We start from the raw sequence: 16,910 nt of genomic DNA, 5'->3' as shown, positions 1-16,910 counted from the left end.
CCGCTCAAAAGGCCCCGCCCCGACCAATTCGCGGTGCTTAAACACCGCAAACCAGCAGAACCACAGTGATATCGCCCAAAGGGCTACTCGTCAGATATCCTCGAACAGCACCGTCGAGAGATAACGCTCGGCAAAAGACGGAATCACCGTGAGAATCGTCTTGCTGGCATTTTCCGGCCTCTTGCCGAGCTCGAGCGCTGCCGCGACCGCAGCGCCTGAGGAGATGCCGCCCGCGATCCCCTCCATGCGTGCGAGAGATCGCGACATCTCGATCGCCTTAGTGCTGTTCACCGTCACGACCTCATCGATCACCGAGCGGTCGAGGATATCCGGCACGAAGCCCGCGCCGAGCCCCTGAATTTTGTGGGGTGAATGCTTGCCACCGGACAGCACCGGGCTTTCCTCCGGCTCGACCGCGACGATCTGCAGCGACGGCTTCCTCGGCTTCAGCACCTGACCGACGCCGGTGATCGTGCCGCCGGTGCCGACACCCGCCACGAAAATATCGAGGTTGCCCGCGGTGTCGTTCCAGATCTCCTCCGCCGTCGTGCGGCGGTGCACGCTCGGGTTGGCCGGGTTCTTGAACTGCTGCGGCATTACGGCGTTCGGCGTGGTGCGCACCAGTTCCTCGGCGGTCGCAATCGCCCCCTTCATCCCCTGCGCCGCCGGCGTAAGTACGATCTCAGCACCGAGGAAGGCGAGCATCTTGCGCCGCTCAACCGACATTGAATCCGGCATCACGAGTTTGAGGCGATAGCCGCGCGAGGCAGCGACAAAAGCAAGCGCGATGCCGGTGTTGCCGGAGGTCGGCTCGATCAGCACCGTGTCCTTGTTGATGGCTCCGGCCTCTTCCATGGCCTTTACCATCGCAGCGCCAATGCGGTCCTTCACGCTGGCGGCTGGGTTGAAATATTCAAGTTTGGCTAAAATCGTGGCGGAGACACCTTGCTGTTCCGGCAACCGCCGCAGCCGCACGATCGGCGTGCAACCCGCTGCATCGACGATGCTATCGTAAATGCCGCCCCGCCCGACATGGCACTTGGAAACGGTCTTGTCCGGCGACGAATTCATGGCGCGCTCCTGGCGAAATGGAATTCAAAAACAGGCAATCATTTAATCTGTCTTTTCTCCGTTACGCAAAGACCCGAACACGCGGATGTGTGCATTGCGATAGAACAAATCGCAAAACAAACGCATTTGTGTTGCGCCTTCTTCAAAGTACGGGTGTAGGCTTTAGTAGTACCGCCGATCAACGACGCTAACCAGAGGGAGGTCCCGATGACGGCTACTGCTGAAATCCGCCCGACGCTCGCGCCGTTCTCGTTTCAGCGCGGAGCCGAGCGTATGATCTGCGCGATCTGCGCCGACACGATGGTCGCCGCCGAAGCCTCGGCCTTCTCCGACAATGTCGTGAGCTACCTGTGGACCTGCGATACTTGCGGCCACGGCTTCGTGACCAAGCATACGCTGAAGGATTGTCCGGACGCCCCCAAGCAGGCTGATTTCTAACGCGGTGGCAGATCGCCCGCCGCCCAGCCCGCTTTCGTTACAGCACGAAAATCCGCGAAGGTACCGGCTGCGATCGCATCGCGGATGTCGCTCATCAGTGTCTGAAAATAGGCGATGTTGATCTCGGACAACAGCATCGCACCAAGCGCCTCGCCCGCTTTCACCAGATGATGCAGATAGGCGCGCGAATAGCTGCGCGCGGGCAGCCACGGGCTTTCCTCGTCCAGCGGACGCGGATCGTCGGCATGGCGGGCGTTGCGCAGGTTGATGACGCCGCGGCGCGTGAAGGCGTGGCCATGGCGACCGTTCCGTGTCGGCAGAACGCAATCGAACATGTCGATGCCGCGTGCGACCGCTTCGATCATGTCGTCCGGCGTACCGACACCCATCAGGTAGCGCGGGCGATCCTGCGGCAGCAGCGGCGCGGCCTCCTCGATCATCGCCAGCATCACCTCTTGCGGCTCACCAACCGCGAGTCCGCCTACCGCATAACCGTGAAAACCGATTTCGCCGAGCGCAGCCGCACTCCGCCGCCGTAGTTCGGCAACATCGCCGCCCTGCACGATACCGAACAGCATGTGGCCCGGCGGCGCAGTCTCGAAAGCGCGCTTGCAGCGCTCCGCCCAGCGCAGCGACAGTTGCATCGCGCGCTCGACCTCGCCACGCGGCGCGGGCAACCGCACGCACTCGTCGAGCTGCATCGCGATATCCGAACCGAACAGACGCTGCACTTCGATGGCGCGTTCCGGCGTAAGATCGAGCACCGCGCCGTCGATGTGCGACTTGAAGCGGACGCCCTGCTCCGTAACCTTGCGTAGCTTCGACAGCGACATCACCTGAAAGCCGCCGGAATCGGTGAGCATCGGCCCTTTCCAGCCGGTGAATGTCTGCAAGCCGCCAAGCGCCGCGATGCGCTCCGCCGTCGGGCGCAGCATCAGATGATAGGTGTTGCCGAGCACGATGTCGGCACCGGTCTCGCGGATGTCGCGCCAGTGGATGCCCTTCATCGCGCCCGCGGTGCCGACCGGCATGAAGGCTGGGGTACGTACCTCACCGTGCGGCGTCGTTAGCACGCCGGTGCGCGCTTCGCCGTCGCGGCCAAGCAGCTTGAAGTGATTAGCGACGCTCATGCAGCGTGGCCTTTGTCGGCGAACAGCAAGCAGGCATCACCGTAGGAATAGAATCGATAACCTTTTTCGATGGCATGCGCATAGGACGCGCGCATCGTCTCCAGCCCCGAAAAGGCCGAAACCAGCATGAACAAGGTTGAGCGCGGCAGATGGAAGTTCGTCATCATCACATCGACCGCACGAAACCGATAGCCCGGCGTGATGAAGATCGCCGTCTCACCGGTGAAAGGCTGGATGGTGCCATTCTCATCTGCAGCACTTTCCAGAAGTCGCATTGCGGTCGAGCCGACCGCAACGATGCGACCGCCCTTGGCGCGCGCATTGTTGAGAACATCCGCCGTTTCCGCCGAGATGCTGCCCCACTCGGAATGCATCTTGTGGTCTTCGGTATCATCGGCCTTCACCGGCAGGAACGTGCCCGCCCCGACATGCAACGTCAGACGCTGCACACCAATGCCGCGCGATGCGAGCGCGGCCTCGAGTGCGGGCGTGAAATGCAGCCCGGCCGTCGGGGCCGCAACCGCGCCTTCGTGTTTGGCGAACATTGTCTGATAGTCGCCGACATCCTTTTCGTCAGGCGCGCGGCGCGAGGCGATATAGGGCGGCAGTGGCGGCGCGCCGAGATCGGCGATGGCCTGATCGAGCACCGGGCCATGAAACGCGAACGCCAGCGTGATTTCGCCAGCCTCGCCCTTGGCCTCCACGGTCGCATCGAGAGTGCCAAGCAGACACACCCGTCCCTCATTGCCGAAGCGAACGACATCGCCCTCCGCAAGCTTGCGCGCGGGCCGCACCAGTGCCTGCCAGCGCGAGCCGTCGACGCGTTTGATGAGCGTTACATCGATGCGCGGCTCGGTCGCCCCGCCGATCCTGCGTCCCGACAATTGCGCTGCGATCACCTTGGTGTCGTTGACGACAAGCTGGTCGCCGGCGCGCAACAGATCCGGCAGGTCGCGCACCGTATAATCCTCGAGGCCGACGCGGGGCCGCACCACCAGAAGCCGGGCGCTCTCGCGGGGCTCGACGGGACGCAGGGCAATGCTCTCTGGAGGGAGATCAAAATCGAACAAATCGGTACGCATGATGGCCCGTTATGACCCTCCAGCCCCGGCCGGGCAACTTCTATGTTGAGGGTCACCCAAACAATCATGCCCGGCGCAAGGCCGGGCATGAAGTAATGCAAAGCTGCTGGATGGCGGTTACGCGGCGTCGGCTGCCATATGCGCCTTGACGATCTTGTCGGGGTTCTGCACCGGCTCACCGCGCTTGATCTTGTCGACGTTTTCCATGCCGGAGATCACCTTGCCCCAGACAGTGTACTGGTTGTCTAGGAAGCGGGCGTCCTCGAAACAGATGAAGAACTGGCTGTCGCCGGAATCCGGGTTGGCGGCGCGCGCCATCGACACCGTACCGCGCACATGCGGCTCGGCATTGAATTCGGCCTTCAGCTTCTTGCCCGAGCCGCCGGTGCCCGTGCCGTGCGGGCAGCCGGTCTGTGCCATAAAGCCATCGATCACGCGGTGAAAGACGATGCCGTCGTAGAAACCTTCACGCACCAGTTCCTTGATGCGCGCGACATGGCCGGGCGCAAGGTCGGGAAGCATTTCGATGGTCACCTCGCCCTGCGTGGTTTCCAGAATGAGAGTGTTGTCGTTGTCTGCCATGATTTTTCTTTCCTTCTTGAACGAATGAAAATGCCGCAAGGCGGTGCAGCGATTACTTGATGTCGGAGGCGACCTGCACCTTGACCATCTTGTCGGGGTCCTGCACCGGCTCGCCACGCTTGAGCTTGTCCACGACGTCCATGCCCGACACGACCTGACCGATCACGGTGTATTTGCCGTTCAACGACGGGTAGTCGTTGAACATAATGAAGAACTGCGAGTTCGCCGAATTCGGATCGCTTGAGCGTGCCATGCCGACGACGCCGCGCGTAAACGGCACGTTGGAGAATTCCGCCTTCAGGTTCGGATATTTCGAGCCGCCGGTGCCGTTGAAGTTCTTGCCGTCGCCGGTCTGCGCCATGAAGCCCTCAATGACACGATGGAACGGTACGTTGTTGTAGTAGCCGTCGCGGGCGAGCTGCTTGATGCGCTCGGCATGGCCCGGCGCAAGATCGGTACGCAGTTGCACCACGACGCGACCCTTGGTGGTGTCGATGACGATGGCGTTGGCCTTGTCGAGGTTCGCGGGCAGCTTCTGGGCAAAGGCCGGCGCCGCCAGCATCAGGGCACCGAGGACGGCAAGCAGTCTGATCATGAAAACTCCGTTGGCGTTGGGAAAAGGTTTAATGCAGGTCGCGAGCAGGTTGCGCTGGTCGGGAAGCGCGCCGCCACGCGAAGGTTAGTACGGGAATTTCGCCTTGAGACGGGCCGCGACCGCTTTCGGGACGAAAGCCGATACATCGCCGCCCATACTCGCAATCTGGCGCACAAGCGTGGCGGTGATCGGGCGAACTGTGGCGGAGGCCGGAATAAAAATCGTCTGCACGTCCGGCACCAGGGTCTGGTTCATGCCGGCAATCTGCATCTCGTAATCCAGATCGGTGCCGTCGCGCAGCCCCCGGATCAGGATCGAAGCACCGGCTTTCTGGGCCGCCGTGACGGTCAAATTGTCGAAGGTCACGCATTCGATGGCGCAGCCCGTCGAGGCTGCGAGCGGGGCGAACACCTCCACGATCATGGCGCGGCGCTCCTCGATGGAGAACAACGGCGCCTTGCCGGGATGTACGCCGATCGCCACGATCAGCCGGTCGACCAGGCTGCAGGCCTGGCGCACCACGTCGACGTGGCCATTGGTGACGGGATCGAACGACCCCGGATAAAGTGCGACACGAGCCATTCTTCCTCCTACCCCGCCCGGCGGAGGGCCGCAAGCGAGCCGGTTCCCATACGGTTACCGATTATTTTTCTGCGCCCCGCCCCCAATTGCCACGAACCAATCCGGCTCAGCCGCGTCTTCTCCGGAAGCGTCCGAGGGCGCGGGAGATGGGACATGATGCTGGACGCGAAACTGGCCGATCCACCGAAAATTCTGGGTGCTGCAGCAGCCTTGGCCGCATTTGCCGGCGTTGTGTTGATCTCGCTGCCGACTTTCGCTCCGCAGGTGGAAGCCAGCGAACCGGCTGCCCTCACACGCGGCGACAGACTGACGCTCGCGAGCGCCGATTGCGCCCAGCAGGACTGGCCGAACATTTCCGCCGCGTGCTTGCGACGCGGGGATGCAACGCCTCGGCCGGTGCTTACCCATATTCGCGTGGTTGCCCCGCGCTAGGAGAGGACCGTTTTCCTAACCCCTCGGAAATCACAGGCCCTTGGCATTTCGCCGCTACTAACAAGTTGTTCTGCTGCGTTTGACCGACGCAAGAATGATCCTTCTTGCAGGCTCCTCGACACAATGAAACAGCAGCGCAGCTGAAATCAGCGCGATCACGATCGCAATGCTGCAAAATAGGAATGGCATCTCTGACAATCTCGAGCCCAGCGCCATACGGTCAACCGTTCGCAGATATGAATCGACCGGTGAATGCACCAGATAGAGTGCAAATGAGATCTTTCCGAGCCAGACAATATCCGGCCTAGACAGAAATCCAGAACGCGTGTTGGCCGCGGCCAGAACAAGTGGAGCAAAGCAGATTACACTCCAGCCTGTTCGTAGAACATTTTCCGGCACCCAATGTGCGGTCGCCAATATAAGCAACGCACCGACACCGGCGACAAGATAAAGCTGTCGTGCAGCGATTTGATCCGCGCCCTGCTTCCAAAGCCCATAAAGGCCTATGCCGATCAGGAATTCCGGAAAACGCGTTAGCGGAAAATAAGAGAATAGCTGCATCTGTAAGTCACCGGCTGGATCGGAAGCAAAAGTGACTGTCCTCATCGCTTCAAGCGAGCGTCCTGTGTCAAGCCAGCTTTCGATCTGCGTGAACCATGTTATCGCCATTATGGCAAAGGCCAGCACAATCACGAGAACAGGCCGTCTGTAAACGGGCTCGAAAAACAGCGGGAAAAGAAGATAAAAAAACGCTTCGGTGGAGATGGACCAATTGGGGCAATTCAATGAACAAGCCGCGCCCGGAATCCAGGCATGCAGCGCGAAAGGTGCGGTAACCGCCCAAATCTCCCGATAGACCTGATCGGCGACGCCACTATTTCTCAGAAGAAAAAGTGCCGGAAACATCACGACAATAGTGGCGATGTAGACCGGATATATGCGGGCAAACCTCGCAAGATAGAATTTGACGTGCCCATCCTTCGGAAAGCGGCCACCGTCATTATAGCTGTAAGACAGAATGAAGCCCGACAGAAGAAAGAAGAACGTAACACCGGTATGCCCCAGTTCGACAATCAACGGCCTGGTGTCACTGAGATGATATGACGTCCAATAATGAAAAATGACCACATAGACCGCCGCAAAAAAGCGCAGCGACGTTAGAGGCAATATCTCCAAACGATATAATGATGCAGTGCCTTGCAATGCCAAGTTTCCCATCGTCCGATTTCAGCAACCTTGCTAATCGGTCCTCCGAAAACATAGACGCCACGAATGTGGATCACACAACGATCCATCGTAATTTTAATTAATGCGGTAAACGGGCATGTCTCTACTTTAATTAAAAGTTGCCGTAATAGGGTTAATCGTAAGTGATCGGCGACAGCAGCTATTAGCCTGCCAAGCGCTCCCCTAGATTGCGATGCGTAAATTTTTATCGAATGGGAGGCGCGCATGGCCATCGATGGCGTCACGATCGAACGCTCGCATTATGTCGTGGAGCGTGTGAGAGAGTTCGTTGTCAAAACCCTGGTCAGGCACGCAGCGAAGCGGCGCGCCGATTTCGGCAAATTTGCAGTGATCCCGACTGATTTCGTCGGCATGAACGTGATCGCAAATGGCTTCTACGAACGCCACGAACTGACGATCCTGAGACGGCTTATTGAATCACAAGGTCTCTCCAACACGACGGCGCTCGATATCGGAGCCAACATCGGCAATCACGCCGTCGTTTTTTCGAAGCTCTTCCGCGACGTCATCGCATTCGAGCCGAACCCGTCGGTCGCGGCGCTACTGGAAGCCAATATTGTTTTGTCGAATTGCCGGAACGTCAAAGTACAGCGCGTCGGACTCGGCCCGGAAGATGCGGTTCTGCCGTTTACACAGGATAGCGAAGGTAACGACGGACACGGCTCATTCGCGATCAAAGGCGCCTCGACCATCGACCTGCAGGTCAAGAACGGTGACAATCTGCTGCGGGAAATCGATCCGGAAATCGCAAACGGCCGACGCCGCATCGGATTTGTAAAATGCGATGTCGAAGGATTCGAAGCGTCGGTCTTCAAGGGACTGAAGCAAACCCTGACGGATCATTCGCCAATCATTGTATTTGAAAGCGATCAAACGGGACCCGGCGCTGAAGCCTATGGTGTGCTTCAGCAGTACGGCTACCGGCATCTCTATGCCATTCGCGAAACCGGCGACACCATCGACGGACGCCTTGGTCGCGAATTGAAGCGCCTGAGGTCCAATTACAATTTCTGGCTCGAGCCGTTGGACGGCATTCCGGCTTTTTGGTCGAACGTCATCGCCGCGAAACATTCGCTCGATTAGCTACGGTAAAGCCATCCTGTAGGGGCCGCCGTTCAATCCGGCGGCCAGCAGATCCATTTTCCGACGATAACCGGGCGATTGTATCGCCCGGTTACTCGCCGTTGCCGTTTTCCGCTTCGTCCGAGAGATGCTCGACCGACACCACACGTTCGTCATCGGCGGTGTTGAACACGGTCACGCCCTGCGTCGAGCGGCCCGCGATGCGAATGTCTTCCACCGGACAGCGGATGAGCTGGCCCTTGTCAGTCACCAGCATGATCTGGTCGCTGTCCTCGACAGGGAACGACGCCACGAGCTTGCCGTTGCGGCCGTTGACCGACATCGCGACGATGCCCTTTCCGCCGCGTCCCGTGGTTCGATACTCGTAAGACGAGGTGCGCTTGCCGTAGCCGTTCTCGCTGATGGTCAGCACGAACTGCTCGTTGGCCGACATCTCGACATAACGTTGCTCGCCGAGTTCGATCGCGCCGGTCGCCTCCTCGTTGTCCGTGCCCACCTCGTCCTCGACGCCGCCGCGGCGTACCGCGTTGGCGCGGCGCAGATAGGCGGCGCGCTCGTCAGCGTTGACATCCATGTGGCGAAGGATGGTGAGCGAAATCAGCTTGTCGCCATCACCAAGATTGATACCGCGTACACCCATCGAGGTGCGGCCCTGGAACACGCGCACGTCGGTAACCGGGAAGCGGATGCACTGTCCGCCCGCCGCCGTCAGCAGCACGTCGTCGCTTTCCTTCGCAATCTGCACGTCGACGATCGCCTCGCCCTCGTCCAGCTTCATCGCGATGATGCCGGAACGGCGGACCTCGACGAAATCCGATAGCTTGTTGCGCCGGACATTACCGCCGGTGGTGGCGAACATCACGTCGAGCTCGCTCCACGAGGATTCATCCTCCGGCAGCGGCATGATGGTGGTGATGCGCTCGCCCTGCTCCATCGGCAGGATATTGATGAGCGCCTTGCCGCGCGCGTTCGGCGCCGCCATCGGCAGCCGCCAGACCTTCTCCTTGTAGACCTGCCCGCGCGAGGAGAAGAACAGAACCGGCGTATGCGTCGAGGCGACGAACAGCCGCGAGACGAAATCCTCGTCGCGCGTCTGCATGCCGGAGCGACCCTTGCCGCCGCGCTTCTGCGCGCGATAGGTCGAAAGCGGCACACGCTTGACGTAACCCGCGTGCGACACGGTCACGACCATGTCCTCGCGCTGGATCAGGTCCTCGTCCTCGACTTCGCCTTCCTGATCGACGATCACAGTGCGGCGCGGCGTCGCGAATTCGTTCTTCACCGCCGTCAGTTCATCGCGGACGATGCCCTGCACGCGCGCCCGCGAACGCAGGATATCGAGATAATCGGCGATCTCGACAGCGAGCTTGTCGAGTTCTTCGGCGATCTCGTCGCGACCGAGCGCCGTGAGACGCTGCAGGCGCAGATCGAGGATGGCCTTGGCCTGTTCCATCGACAGCCGCGCGGTGCCGTCCTCGGCGATACGATGGCGCGGATCGTCGATCAGCATCATCATGGTCGCGACGTCCTTCGCCGGCCAGTCGCGCGACATCAAGGTATCCCGTGCCGTCGCCGGATCGGGCGAGGTACGGATGACCTTGATGATCTCGTCGATATTGGCGACGGCAATGGCGAGACCGACCAGGATATGCGCACGGTCGCGCGCCTTGTTGAGCAGGAATTTCGTGCGCCGGGAGACGACGTTCTCGCGGAACGCGACAAAAATCGTCAGCAGGTCCTTCAGATTCATCACCTGCGGACGGCCTGCATCGAGCGCCACCATGTTGGCGCCGAAGCTCGTCTGCAATGGCGTGAACTTATAAAGCTGATTCAGCACCACGTCCGGCACCGCGTCACGCTTCAATTCGACGACGACGCGATAGCCGTCACGGTCGGATTCGTCGCGCAGGTCGGAAATGCCCTCGATCTTCTTGTCGCGAACGAGTTCGGCGATACGCTCCACCATCGTCGCCTTATTCACCTGATAGGGAATTTCGGAGACGACGATCGCTTCGCGATCCTTGCGAATGGTCTCGATGGAGACCTTGCCGCGCATCACAATCGAGCCACGGCCGAGATGATAGGCCGAGCGGATACCCTGCTTGCCGAGAATGATGCCGCCGGTCGGGAAGTCCGGTCCCGGCACGATATTGATGAGATCGTCAATGCCAAGCGCGGGATTGTCGATCAACGCGATGCAGGCATCGATCACCTCGCCGAGATTGTGCGGCGGAATGTTGGTTGCCATGCCGACCGCAATGCCGCCGGCGCCGTTGACGAGAAGATTGGGAAACTTCGCCGGTAGAACCTTCGGCTCGCGTTCGGAGGAATCGTAGTTCGGCTGGAAGTCGACTGTGTCCTTGTCGATATCGTCGAGCAGCGAATGCGAAATCTTCTGCAGCCGCGACTCGGTGTAGCGCATCGCCGCGGGCATATCGCCATCGACCGAACCGAAATTGCCCTGACCGTCGATCAGTGGCACGCGCATGGAGAAGTCCTGCGCCATGCGCACCAAGGCATCGTAAACCGACTGGTCGCCGTGCGGGTGATACTTACCGATAACGTCGCCGACCGTGCGCGCCGACTTGCGGTACGGCTTATTCCACTCGAAGCCGTTCTCATACATGCCGTAGAGAATGCGTCGATGCACCGGCTTCAAGCCGTCTCGCGCATCTGGCAGCGCACGCGACACGATCACGCTCATCGCGTAATCGAGATACGAGCGCTTCATCTCATCAGAGATCGAGACGGGCTTGATGTCGACGGGACCAGAGCTGTCGTCCGCCGGATCTTTCGGGTCGGTCAAGGGAGCGAATCCTGAGGGTGCAAAATGTCCCGCCTATATAGGCTGAATCGTAGTTTTTCGCCAATCTATTCGGGCCAAAATACAGCGGGAATAGTCAAGTATTTTCAGTCATTTGCAGGATGATATTGAGCCCCTTCGGGCGCCGCCTTCACGCCCCGCCGAAAGCGTTCGTCAAAGCCGATTTCAGAGCGCACAATTCAGGCACGGCCTGTCGAAAATGGATCGGCAAAATCGTGCGCGCGCGTGGCTGACGTCGTAAAATCCGGCAACACGGGCTGCCGTTCTGCGGGGTATCCATGCTTCCCGAATACGCTCTCAATGCGCTGGTGACGTTGTTCGTCGTGGTTGATCCGATCGGAATCACGCCGGCGTTCCTGTCTGTCACGCATGGGTTGCCACCGGCCGTTCGTCGTGCCGCCGGCTATCGCGCCGCAGTCATCGCCGGAGCAATCCTGATCGGTACCGCACTGGTCGGAAACTGGCTGCTGGCGCGGCTCGGCATCGGCCTGCCCGCATTTCGGATTTCCGGCGGCATCCTGTTGTTCGTTATTGCCGGCGAGATGGTGTTCGGCATCCGCCCGGCCCGCGAGGCACGGCAGGCCGAACAGGCCATTGAGGAACATGCCCGCAACATCGCCGCGTTTCCGCTGGCGATCCCGCTGATCGCGGGTCCCGGCGCCATCACAGCCACCCTACTGCTGGCGGGACAGACCAAGGCTGAACCAGCGCCTTTGCTGACGCTCGTCGGCATCATTATCGTGATTGCCGTCGTCTGCGCGATTGCATTCGTGTTTGCAGGCCGCGTGGCGCGGCTGCTCGGCGTTACCGGTAATGTCGTGATGTCACGACTGCTCGGCGTGGTGCTTGCTGCCCTCGCCGTGCAGTTCGTCATCGATGGCGGCCGCGCCGCCTTTGGATGATTAGAAAGGAATGTCGTCATTCATGTCATCACGGCCGCCGGAGGCCGGGACCGAACGGCGCTGCGACGGACCGCCGGAGCCGAAGGAGCCGCCGCCCTCGTCGCTGGCGAACGAACCGCCTCCTCCTCCACCGCCACGACCATCGAGCATGGTCAGCGTCGAGTTGAAGCCCTGCAGGACGACTTCGGTCGAATATTTGTCCTTGCCGTCCTTGTCCTGCCACTTCCGGGTCTGGAGCGCACCTTCGACATAAACCTTCGCGCCCTTCTTCAGATACTGCTCCGCGACCTTGCAAAGCCCTTCATTGAAGATGACGACGCGATGCCACTCGGTCTTCTCCTTCCGCTCGCCAGTATTCTTGTCGCGCCAGGTATCGGAGGTCGCGATGCTCAGATTGACGATCGGCCGACCGTCCTGGGTGCGCCGGACATCGGGATCCGCCCCGAGGTTGCCCACCAGAATGACCTTGTTGACGCTGCCTGCCATATCTTCAATCTCCACCAAGGCGCCACCTATGCGCCAGCCCGGCACCTAAGCCTACTCGCGGACACATCGAAACGCCGCGGTGGAGCTTCCGTGCTCCGAGGACGCCCTTATCCACACCAATACGACGCGCGCATATCCGTCAGCATTTATACGTACCCGTTTTGTTCCGCGCAAGTCCTTGGATCGACATGGCTTTTAACGCGGCGCAAAAACTCACCATTTTGTGATCAAAATCGATGGAACTAAAATTGAAGAAAAATTAGCGTTTCCAAATTCTTAAGTGGAACTTTGGAACTCAAAACATCGCGTCTGACTGTGATATTTGCGACACGGCTTTTTCAGGGAATCCGGGTTATAGATCGGGGCATCGGAATTCATCATTCCACCTGCGTGGCGCTGACCCCGGCGGACGCAATCTGGACACCCCGCGCTCTTGGGACAGACCTGGGACACGGTTTTTGGAGAAGTAAAAATGAAAAAGATCCTTCTTGCAGCCACTGTCGCGGCTCTGAGCTCGACCTCGGTGTTCGCTGCTGACCTCGCGGCCCGCCCCTATACCAAGGCTCCGCCGGCTTACGTTGCCCCGATCTACAACTGGACCGGTTTCTACATCGGTGCCCAGGTTGGCGGCGCGTTCCAGGGCTCGAGCGGCTTCACCACGGATAACGCGGCTATTGTCGGCACCCGTAACGACAGCTCGTTCCTCGGCGGCGGCGTTGTCGGCGCCAACTACCAGTTCGCTCCGAACTGGGTTGTCGGTCTCGAGGGCGAATTCAACGGCCTGTCGAGCAACCGTCATACCTTCAGCGACGGCACCGATGCGATCCGCATCAAGAACGACTGGCTGGCTTCGGTCACTGGCCGTCTCGGCTACACCTGGGGTCCTGGCATGATCTACGCCAAGGGCGGTGTTGCATTCCGCGACAACGGCGGCATCGACTCGACCTCGCTGGCCCTGGTTGACCGCAAGGACACTGGCTACACCGTCGGCGCTGGCCTCGAATACATGTTCGCTCCGGCCTGGTCGGCGAAGATCGAGTACCAGTATTACAACTTCGATCACACCACCGTGGCGTTTGCTCCCGGTACCGTGCGCTACAGCGACGACCTTCACACTGTGAAGGCCGGCATCAACTACCACTTCAACTGGGGTGGCCCGGTTGTTGCCCGCTACTAAGACTTGCTGATCGCTCACGCGATCCAACGAAAAGGCCGGCGAAAGCCGGCCTTTTTTGTTGCCTCCAACGAACACCACACAGTGTGTCCGGTCGTTCCGCGCGTGAAACCCTCATGGATCAATCACTCGGATCTCAAATGATTCCGGTGATCTGGCAAAGCCGACACTGGAAATTTCCCTCCGTTCTTCCTACGTTCCAGTCACGGCCATCCTCTTATGCCTGACGCACGATCCGGTTTTGCCCGGCACGGCGTTCTTGCTTGTGCCCGGCCCGCTGGAACTGATCATGGACGAAGTCATCAAGGCAAAACAACGTGGACAGGCAGCGAGCGCCTCTCGCGCCATCACCATTCGCGGCGCCCGCGAACACAATCTGAAAAACGTCGACCTTGAAGTGCCGCGTGACAGATTGGTCGTCTTCACCGGCCTGTCGGGCTCGGGAAAGTCCTCGCTCGCCTTCGACACCATCTATGCCGAAGGCCAGCGCCGTTACGTCGAATCGCTGTCGGCCTATGCCCGCCAGTTCCTGGAGATGATGCAGAAGCCGGACGTCGACCAGATCGACGGCCTGTCGCCTGCAATCTCAATCGAGCAGAAGACCACCTCGAAGAACCCGCGTTCGACCGTCGGCACCGTCACTGAAATCTACGATTACATGCGCCTATTGTGGGCGCGCGTCGGCGTACCCTATTCGCCCGCAACGGGCTTGCCGATCGAAAGCCAGACGGTTTCGCAGATGGTGGACCGCGTGCTGGCGCTGCCGGAAGGGACCCGGCTCTATCTGCTCGCCCCGGTGGTACGCGGCCGCAAGGGCGAATACCGCAAGGAGCTGGCGGAATATCTCAAAAAGGGCTTCCAGCGCGTCAAGATCGACGGCACGTTTCATGAACTTGCCGATGCACCGGCACTCGACAAGAAATTCCCGCATGACATCGACGTCGTCGTCGACCGCATCGTGGTACGGCCCGATATCGCCCAGCGGCTCGCGGAAAGTTTCGAGACCGCGCTGAAGCTCGCCGAAGGGCTAGCGGTGGTCGAATTCGCCGATGCGCCCGCCACTGCAGCAACCGACACCAAGAAGCCCGAGAAAAAGACTGCGAAAATCCACGATAAGAGCGGCCCTGAGCGGCTGCTGTTCTCGGAGAAATTCGCCTGTCCGGTTTCTGGTTTCACCCTGCCCGAGATCGAGCCCCGGCTGTTCTCGTTCAACAACCCCTATGGCGCATGCCCCGAATGCGGCGGCCTCGGCGTCGAGCAGCACATCGATCCCGAGCTCATCATCCCGGAGAAGGAGCTGACGCTGCGCAAGGGCGCAATCGCGCCATGGGCGAAGTCGTCCTCGCCTTACTACATCCAGACGCTGCAGGCGCTCGGCAAGTTCTACAAGTTCACGCTCGACACCAAGTGGAAAGATCTGCCGAAGAAGACGCAGACGGCCTTGCTCTATGGCTCGGGCGAAGACGCCATTAAATTCTCCTACGAGGACGGCACCCGCTCCTACGACACCAAGAAGCCGTTCGAGGGAATCATCACCAATATCGAGCGCCGCTTCGCGGAAACCGAAAGCGAATGGGCGCGCGAAGAGCTCGGCAAATATTTCGCCGATGTGCCCTGCGCGGGCTGCCACGGCTATCGCCTCAAGCCGGAAGCGCTGTGCGTCAAGATCGGCGGCAAGCATATCGGCGAAATCTCCGAGTTGTCGGTGAAAAAGGCCGGCGAATGGTTCGCGACCGTGCCGGACGTGCTGAACACGCAGCAGAACGAGATCGCCGTCCGAATCCTGAAAGAGATCCGCGAGCGCTTGTCGTTCCTGCTCGATGTCGGGCTAAATTATCTCACGCTGTCGCGTGCCTCCGGTACGCTGTCCGGCGGCGAGAGCCAGCGCATTCGCCTCGCTTCGCAGATCGGTTCCGGTCTTACCGGCGTTCTCTACGTGCTGGACGAGCCTTCCATCGGTCTGCACCAGCGCGACAACGCGCGCCTGCTGGATACGCTGAAGCGACTGCGGGACCTCGGCAACACGGTGATTGTCGTCGAACACGACGAGGACGCCATCCGGCTCGCAGATCATGTCGTCGACGTCGGGCCCGGCGCGGGCATCAACGGCGGCCATATCGTCGCGCGCGGCACGCCTGCCGAGATCATGAAAAACCCGAACTCGCTGACCGGCAAATATCTCACCGGCGACAAGTTCGTGCCTATCCCCGAGCGCCGTCCGCCGAACCACCGGCGCACGCTGAAGGTCATCAACGCGCGCGGCAACAATCTCAAGAACGTCTCGGCGGAAATTCCGCTCGGCCTGTTCACCTGCGTCACCGGCGTTTCCGGCGGCGGCAAGTCGACGCTGCTGATCGACACGCTCTACAAATCGATCGCGCGCAAGCTCAACGGCGCGGCCGACGCCCCCGCTCCACACGACCGGATCGAGGGACTCGAGCACATCGACAAGATCATCGACATCGATCAGTCGCCGATCGGACGCACACCGCGCTCCAACCCCGCGACCTACACCGGCGCCTTCACACCGATCCGCGAATGGTTCGCGGGCCTGCCGGAATCCAAGGCCCGCGGCTACGAGCCGGGCCGCTTCTCGTTCAACGTGAAAGGCGGCCGCTGCGAGGCTTGCCAGGGCGACGGCCTCATCAAGATCGAGATGCACTTCCTGCCGGACGTGTACGTCACCTGCGACACCTGCAAAGGCAAACGCTACAATCGCGAAACGCTCGAGGTGATGTTCAAGGGCAAGACAATCGCCGACGTCCTCGACATGACGGTGGATGAGGCGGAGGAATTCTTCCGCGCGGTGCCGCGCATCCGCGAGACGTTCCGCACTCTGCAGCGCGTCGGCCTCGGCTACATCCATGTCGGCCAGCAAGCCACGACGCTGTCAGGCGGCGAAGCGCAACGCGTGAAGCTTGCGAAGGAGCTGTCGAAGCGCGCCACCGGCCGCACGCTCTACATTCTCGACGAGCCGACCACCGGCCTGCATTTCCACGATGTCGCGAAACTGCTCGAAGTGCTGCATGAACTGGTCGCGCAGGGTAATAGCGTGGTGGTGATCGAGCATAATCTCGAAGTCATCAAGACCGCGGATTGGGTGATCGACCTCGGTCCCGAAGGCGGCGATGGCGGCGGCGAGATCGTCGCCTGGGGCCCGCCGGAGGACATCGTGCGTGCGCCGCGCAGCTACACCGGCAAATTCCTCGCGCCCGTGCTGGAGAAGGGCCAGGCCGGCCATCTTACTGCGAGCCACGAAGCGGCCGAATAAGACTCACAAA

The 16,910-nt window shown here is 60.5% G+C and carries 15 protein-coding genes; 6 read left to right on the top strand and 9 right to left on the bottom strand.

The annotated features are described in order from the left end of the window. Positions 1-90 precede the first annotated feature (90 nt). Complete coding sequence (cysK, locus tag HMPREF9697_RS03405; protein ID WP_002715753.1) at positions 91-1,071, bottom strand: cysteine synthase A; 981 nt, start codon at positions 1,069-1,071, stop codon at positions 91-93. A 207-nt stretch (positions 1,072-1,278) separates the two neighbouring features. On the opposite strand from cysK, the gene HMPREF9697_RS03400 reads away from it, so the two are divergent. Then, entirely contained in the window at positions 1,279-1,509 is a 231-nt protein-coding gene (locus HMPREF9697_RS03400; RefSeq protein ID WP_002715752.1) for a hypothetical protein, read from the top strand. On the opposite strand, the gene tgt is transcribed toward HMPREF9697_RS03400, so the two are convergent. The 5 genes from tgt to coaD form a co-directional block, all read right to left on the bottom strand. Then, complete coding sequence (gene tgt, locus HMPREF9697_RS03395; RefSeq protein WP_002715751.1) at positions 1,506-2,639, bottom strand: tRNA guanosine(34) transglycosylase Tgt; 1,134 nt, start codon at positions 2,637-2,639, stop codon at positions 1,506-1,508. The genes HMPREF9697_RS03400 and tgt overlap by 4 nt on opposite strands. Beyond that, positions 2,636-3,721, bottom strand: a complete 1,086-nt coding sequence (gene queA, locus HMPREF9697_RS03390; protein WP_002715750.1) for a tRNA preQ1(34) S-adenosylmethionine ribosyltransferase-isomerase QueA — start codon at positions 3,719-3,721, stop codon at positions 2,636-2,638. Before queA ends, tgt begins: the two co-directional genes overlap by 4 nt. 117 nt (positions 3,722-3,838) lie before the next feature. Beyond that, entirely contained in the window at positions 3,839-4,303 is a 465-nt protein-coding gene (locus HMPREF9697_RS03385) for a peptidylprolyl isomerase (protein WP_002715749.1), read from the bottom strand. Positions 4,304-4,355: 52 nt separating this feature from the next. Next, positions 4,356-4,898, bottom strand: a complete 543-nt coding sequence (locus HMPREF9697_RS03380; protein ID WP_002715748.1) for a peptidylprolyl isomerase — start codon at positions 4,896-4,898, stop codon at positions 4,356-4,358. Positions 4,899-4,982: 84 nt separating this feature from the next. After that, positions 4,983-5,480, bottom strand: coding sequence for a pantetheine-phosphate adenylyltransferase (gene coaD, locus HMPREF9697_RS03375; protein ID WP_002715747.1), 498 nt, complete (start codon positions 5,478-5,480; stop codon positions 4,983-4,985). A 153-nt stretch (positions 5,481-5,633) separates the two neighbouring features. Here coaD and HMPREF9697_RS03370 point away from each other — a divergent pair, with 153 nt between their 5' ends. After that, complete coding sequence (locus HMPREF9697_RS03370; RefSeq protein WP_002715746.1) at positions 5,634-5,912, top strand: hypothetical protein; 279 nt, start codon at positions 5,634-5,636, stop codon at positions 5,910-5,912. Positions 5,913-5,969: 57 nt separating this feature from the next. Here the strand turns inward: HMPREF9697_RS03370 and HMPREF9697_RS03365 are convergent, their stop codons facing one another. After that, complete coding sequence (locus HMPREF9697_RS03365) at positions 5,970-7,121, bottom strand: acyltransferase family protein (RefSeq protein ID WP_157223239.1); 1,152 nt, start codon at positions 7,119-7,121, stop codon at positions 5,970-5,972. A 243-nt stretch (positions 7,122-7,364) separates the two neighbouring features. Here HMPREF9697_RS03365 and HMPREF9697_RS03360 point away from each other — a divergent pair, with 243 nt between their 5' ends. Continuing rightward, positions 7,365-8,243, top strand: coding sequence for an FkbM family methyltransferase (locus tag HMPREF9697_RS03360; RefSeq protein WP_002715744.1), 879 nt, complete (start codon positions 7,365-7,367; stop codon positions 8,241-8,243). 91 nt (positions 8,244-8,334) lie between these two features. Here the strand turns inward: HMPREF9697_RS03360 and gyrA are convergent, their stop codons facing one another. After that, a complete protein-coding gene (gyrA, locus tag HMPREF9697_RS03355) occupies positions 8,335-11,049 on the bottom strand; it encodes a DNA gyrase subunit A (RefSeq protein WP_002715743.1) in 2,715 nt (904 codons plus the stop codon). Between the two features lie 296 nt (positions 11,050-11,345). On the opposite strand from gyrA, the gene HMPREF9697_RS03350 reads away from it, so the two are divergent. Then, entirely contained in the window at positions 11,346-11,969 is a 624-nt protein-coding gene (locus HMPREF9697_RS03350) for a MarC family protein (protein ID WP_002715742.1), read from the top strand. Here HMPREF9697_RS03350 and HMPREF9697_RS03345 read toward each other — a convergent pair whose 3' ends face one another. Then, positions 11,970-12,455 carry a single-stranded DNA-binding protein gene (locus HMPREF9697_RS03345; protein ID WP_002715741.1) on the bottom strand — a complete coding sequence of 162 codons (486 nt, stop codon included), beginning with the start codon at positions 12,453-12,455 and terminating at the stop codon, positions 11,970-11,972. It abuts the gene before it with no gap. A 472-nt stretch (positions 12,456-12,927) separates the two neighbouring features. Here HMPREF9697_RS03345 and HMPREF9697_RS03340 point away from each other — a divergent pair, with 472 nt between their 5' ends. Together HMPREF9697_RS03340 and uvrA are read left to right on the top strand one after the other, a co-directional pair. Further along, entirely contained in the window at positions 12,928-13,632 is a 705-nt protein-coding gene (locus HMPREF9697_RS03340; RefSeq protein WP_002715740.1) for an outer membrane protein, read from the top strand. Between the two features lie 286 nt (positions 13,633-13,918). Then, entirely contained in the window at positions 13,919-16,900 is a 2,982-nt protein-coding gene (gene uvrA, locus HMPREF9697_RS03335) for an excinuclease ABC subunit UvrA (protein WP_002715739.1), read from the top strand. Positions 16,901-16,910 lie beyond the last annotated feature (10 nt).

The organism is Afipia felis ATCC 53690 (genome assembly GCF_000314735.2).
GTDB classification, from domain to species: Bacteria; Pseudomonadota; Alphaproteobacteria; order Rhizobiales; family Xanthobacteraceae; genus Afipia; species Afipia felis.
This window is presented reverse-complemented; position numbering and strand designations above follow the sequence as displayed.

Coding starts and splice junctions, on each gene's coding strand:
- cysK (WP_002715753.1), bottom strand. CDS start 1,071: ATGAATTCGTCGCCGGACAAGACCGTTTCCAAGTGCCATGTCGGGCGG.
- HMPREF9697_RS03400 (WP_002715752.1), top strand. CDS start 1,279: ATGACGGCTACTGCTGAAATCCGCCCGACGCTCGCGCCGTTCTCGTTT.
- tgt (WP_002715751.1), bottom strand. CDS start 2,639: ATGAGCGTCGCTAATCACTTCAAGCTGCTTGGCCGCGACGGCGAAGCG.
- queA (WP_002715750.1), bottom strand. CDS start 3,721: ATGCGTACCGATTTGTTCGATTTTGATCTCCCTCCAGAGAGCATTGCC.
- HMPREF9697_RS03385 (WP_002715749.1), bottom strand. CDS start 4,303: ATGGCAGACAACGACAACACTCTCATTCTGGAAACCACGCAGGGCGAG.
- HMPREF9697_RS03380 (WP_002715748.1), bottom strand. CDS start 4,898: ATGATCAGACTGCTTGCCGTCCTCGGTGCCCTGATGCTGGCGGCGCCG.
- coaD (WP_002715747.1), bottom strand. CDS start 5,480: ATGGCTCGTGTCGCACTTTATCCGGGGTCGTTCGATCCCGTCACCAAT.
- HMPREF9697_RS03370 (WP_002715746.1), top strand. CDS start 5,634: ATGATGCTGGACGCGAAACTGGCCGATCCACCGAAAATTCTGGGTGCT.
- HMPREF9697_RS03360 (WP_002715744.1), top strand. CDS start 7,365: ATGGCCATCGATGGCGTCACGATCGAACGCTCGCATTATGTCGTGGAG.
- HMPREF9697_RS03350 (WP_002715742.1), top strand. CDS start 11,346: ATGCTTCCCGAATACGCTCTCAATGCGCTGGTGACGTTGTTCGTCGTG.
- HMPREF9697_RS03345 (WP_002715741.1), bottom strand. CDS start 12,455: ATGGCAGGCAGCGTCAACAAGGTCATTCTGGTGGGCAACCTCGGGGCG.
- HMPREF9697_RS03340 (WP_002715740.1), top strand. CDS start 12,928: ATGAAAAAGATCCTTCTTGCAGCCACTGTCGCGGCTCTGAGCTCGACC.
- uvrA (WP_002715739.1), top strand. CDS start 13,919: ATGGACGAAGTCATCAAGGCAAAACAACGTGGACAGGCAGCGAGCGCC.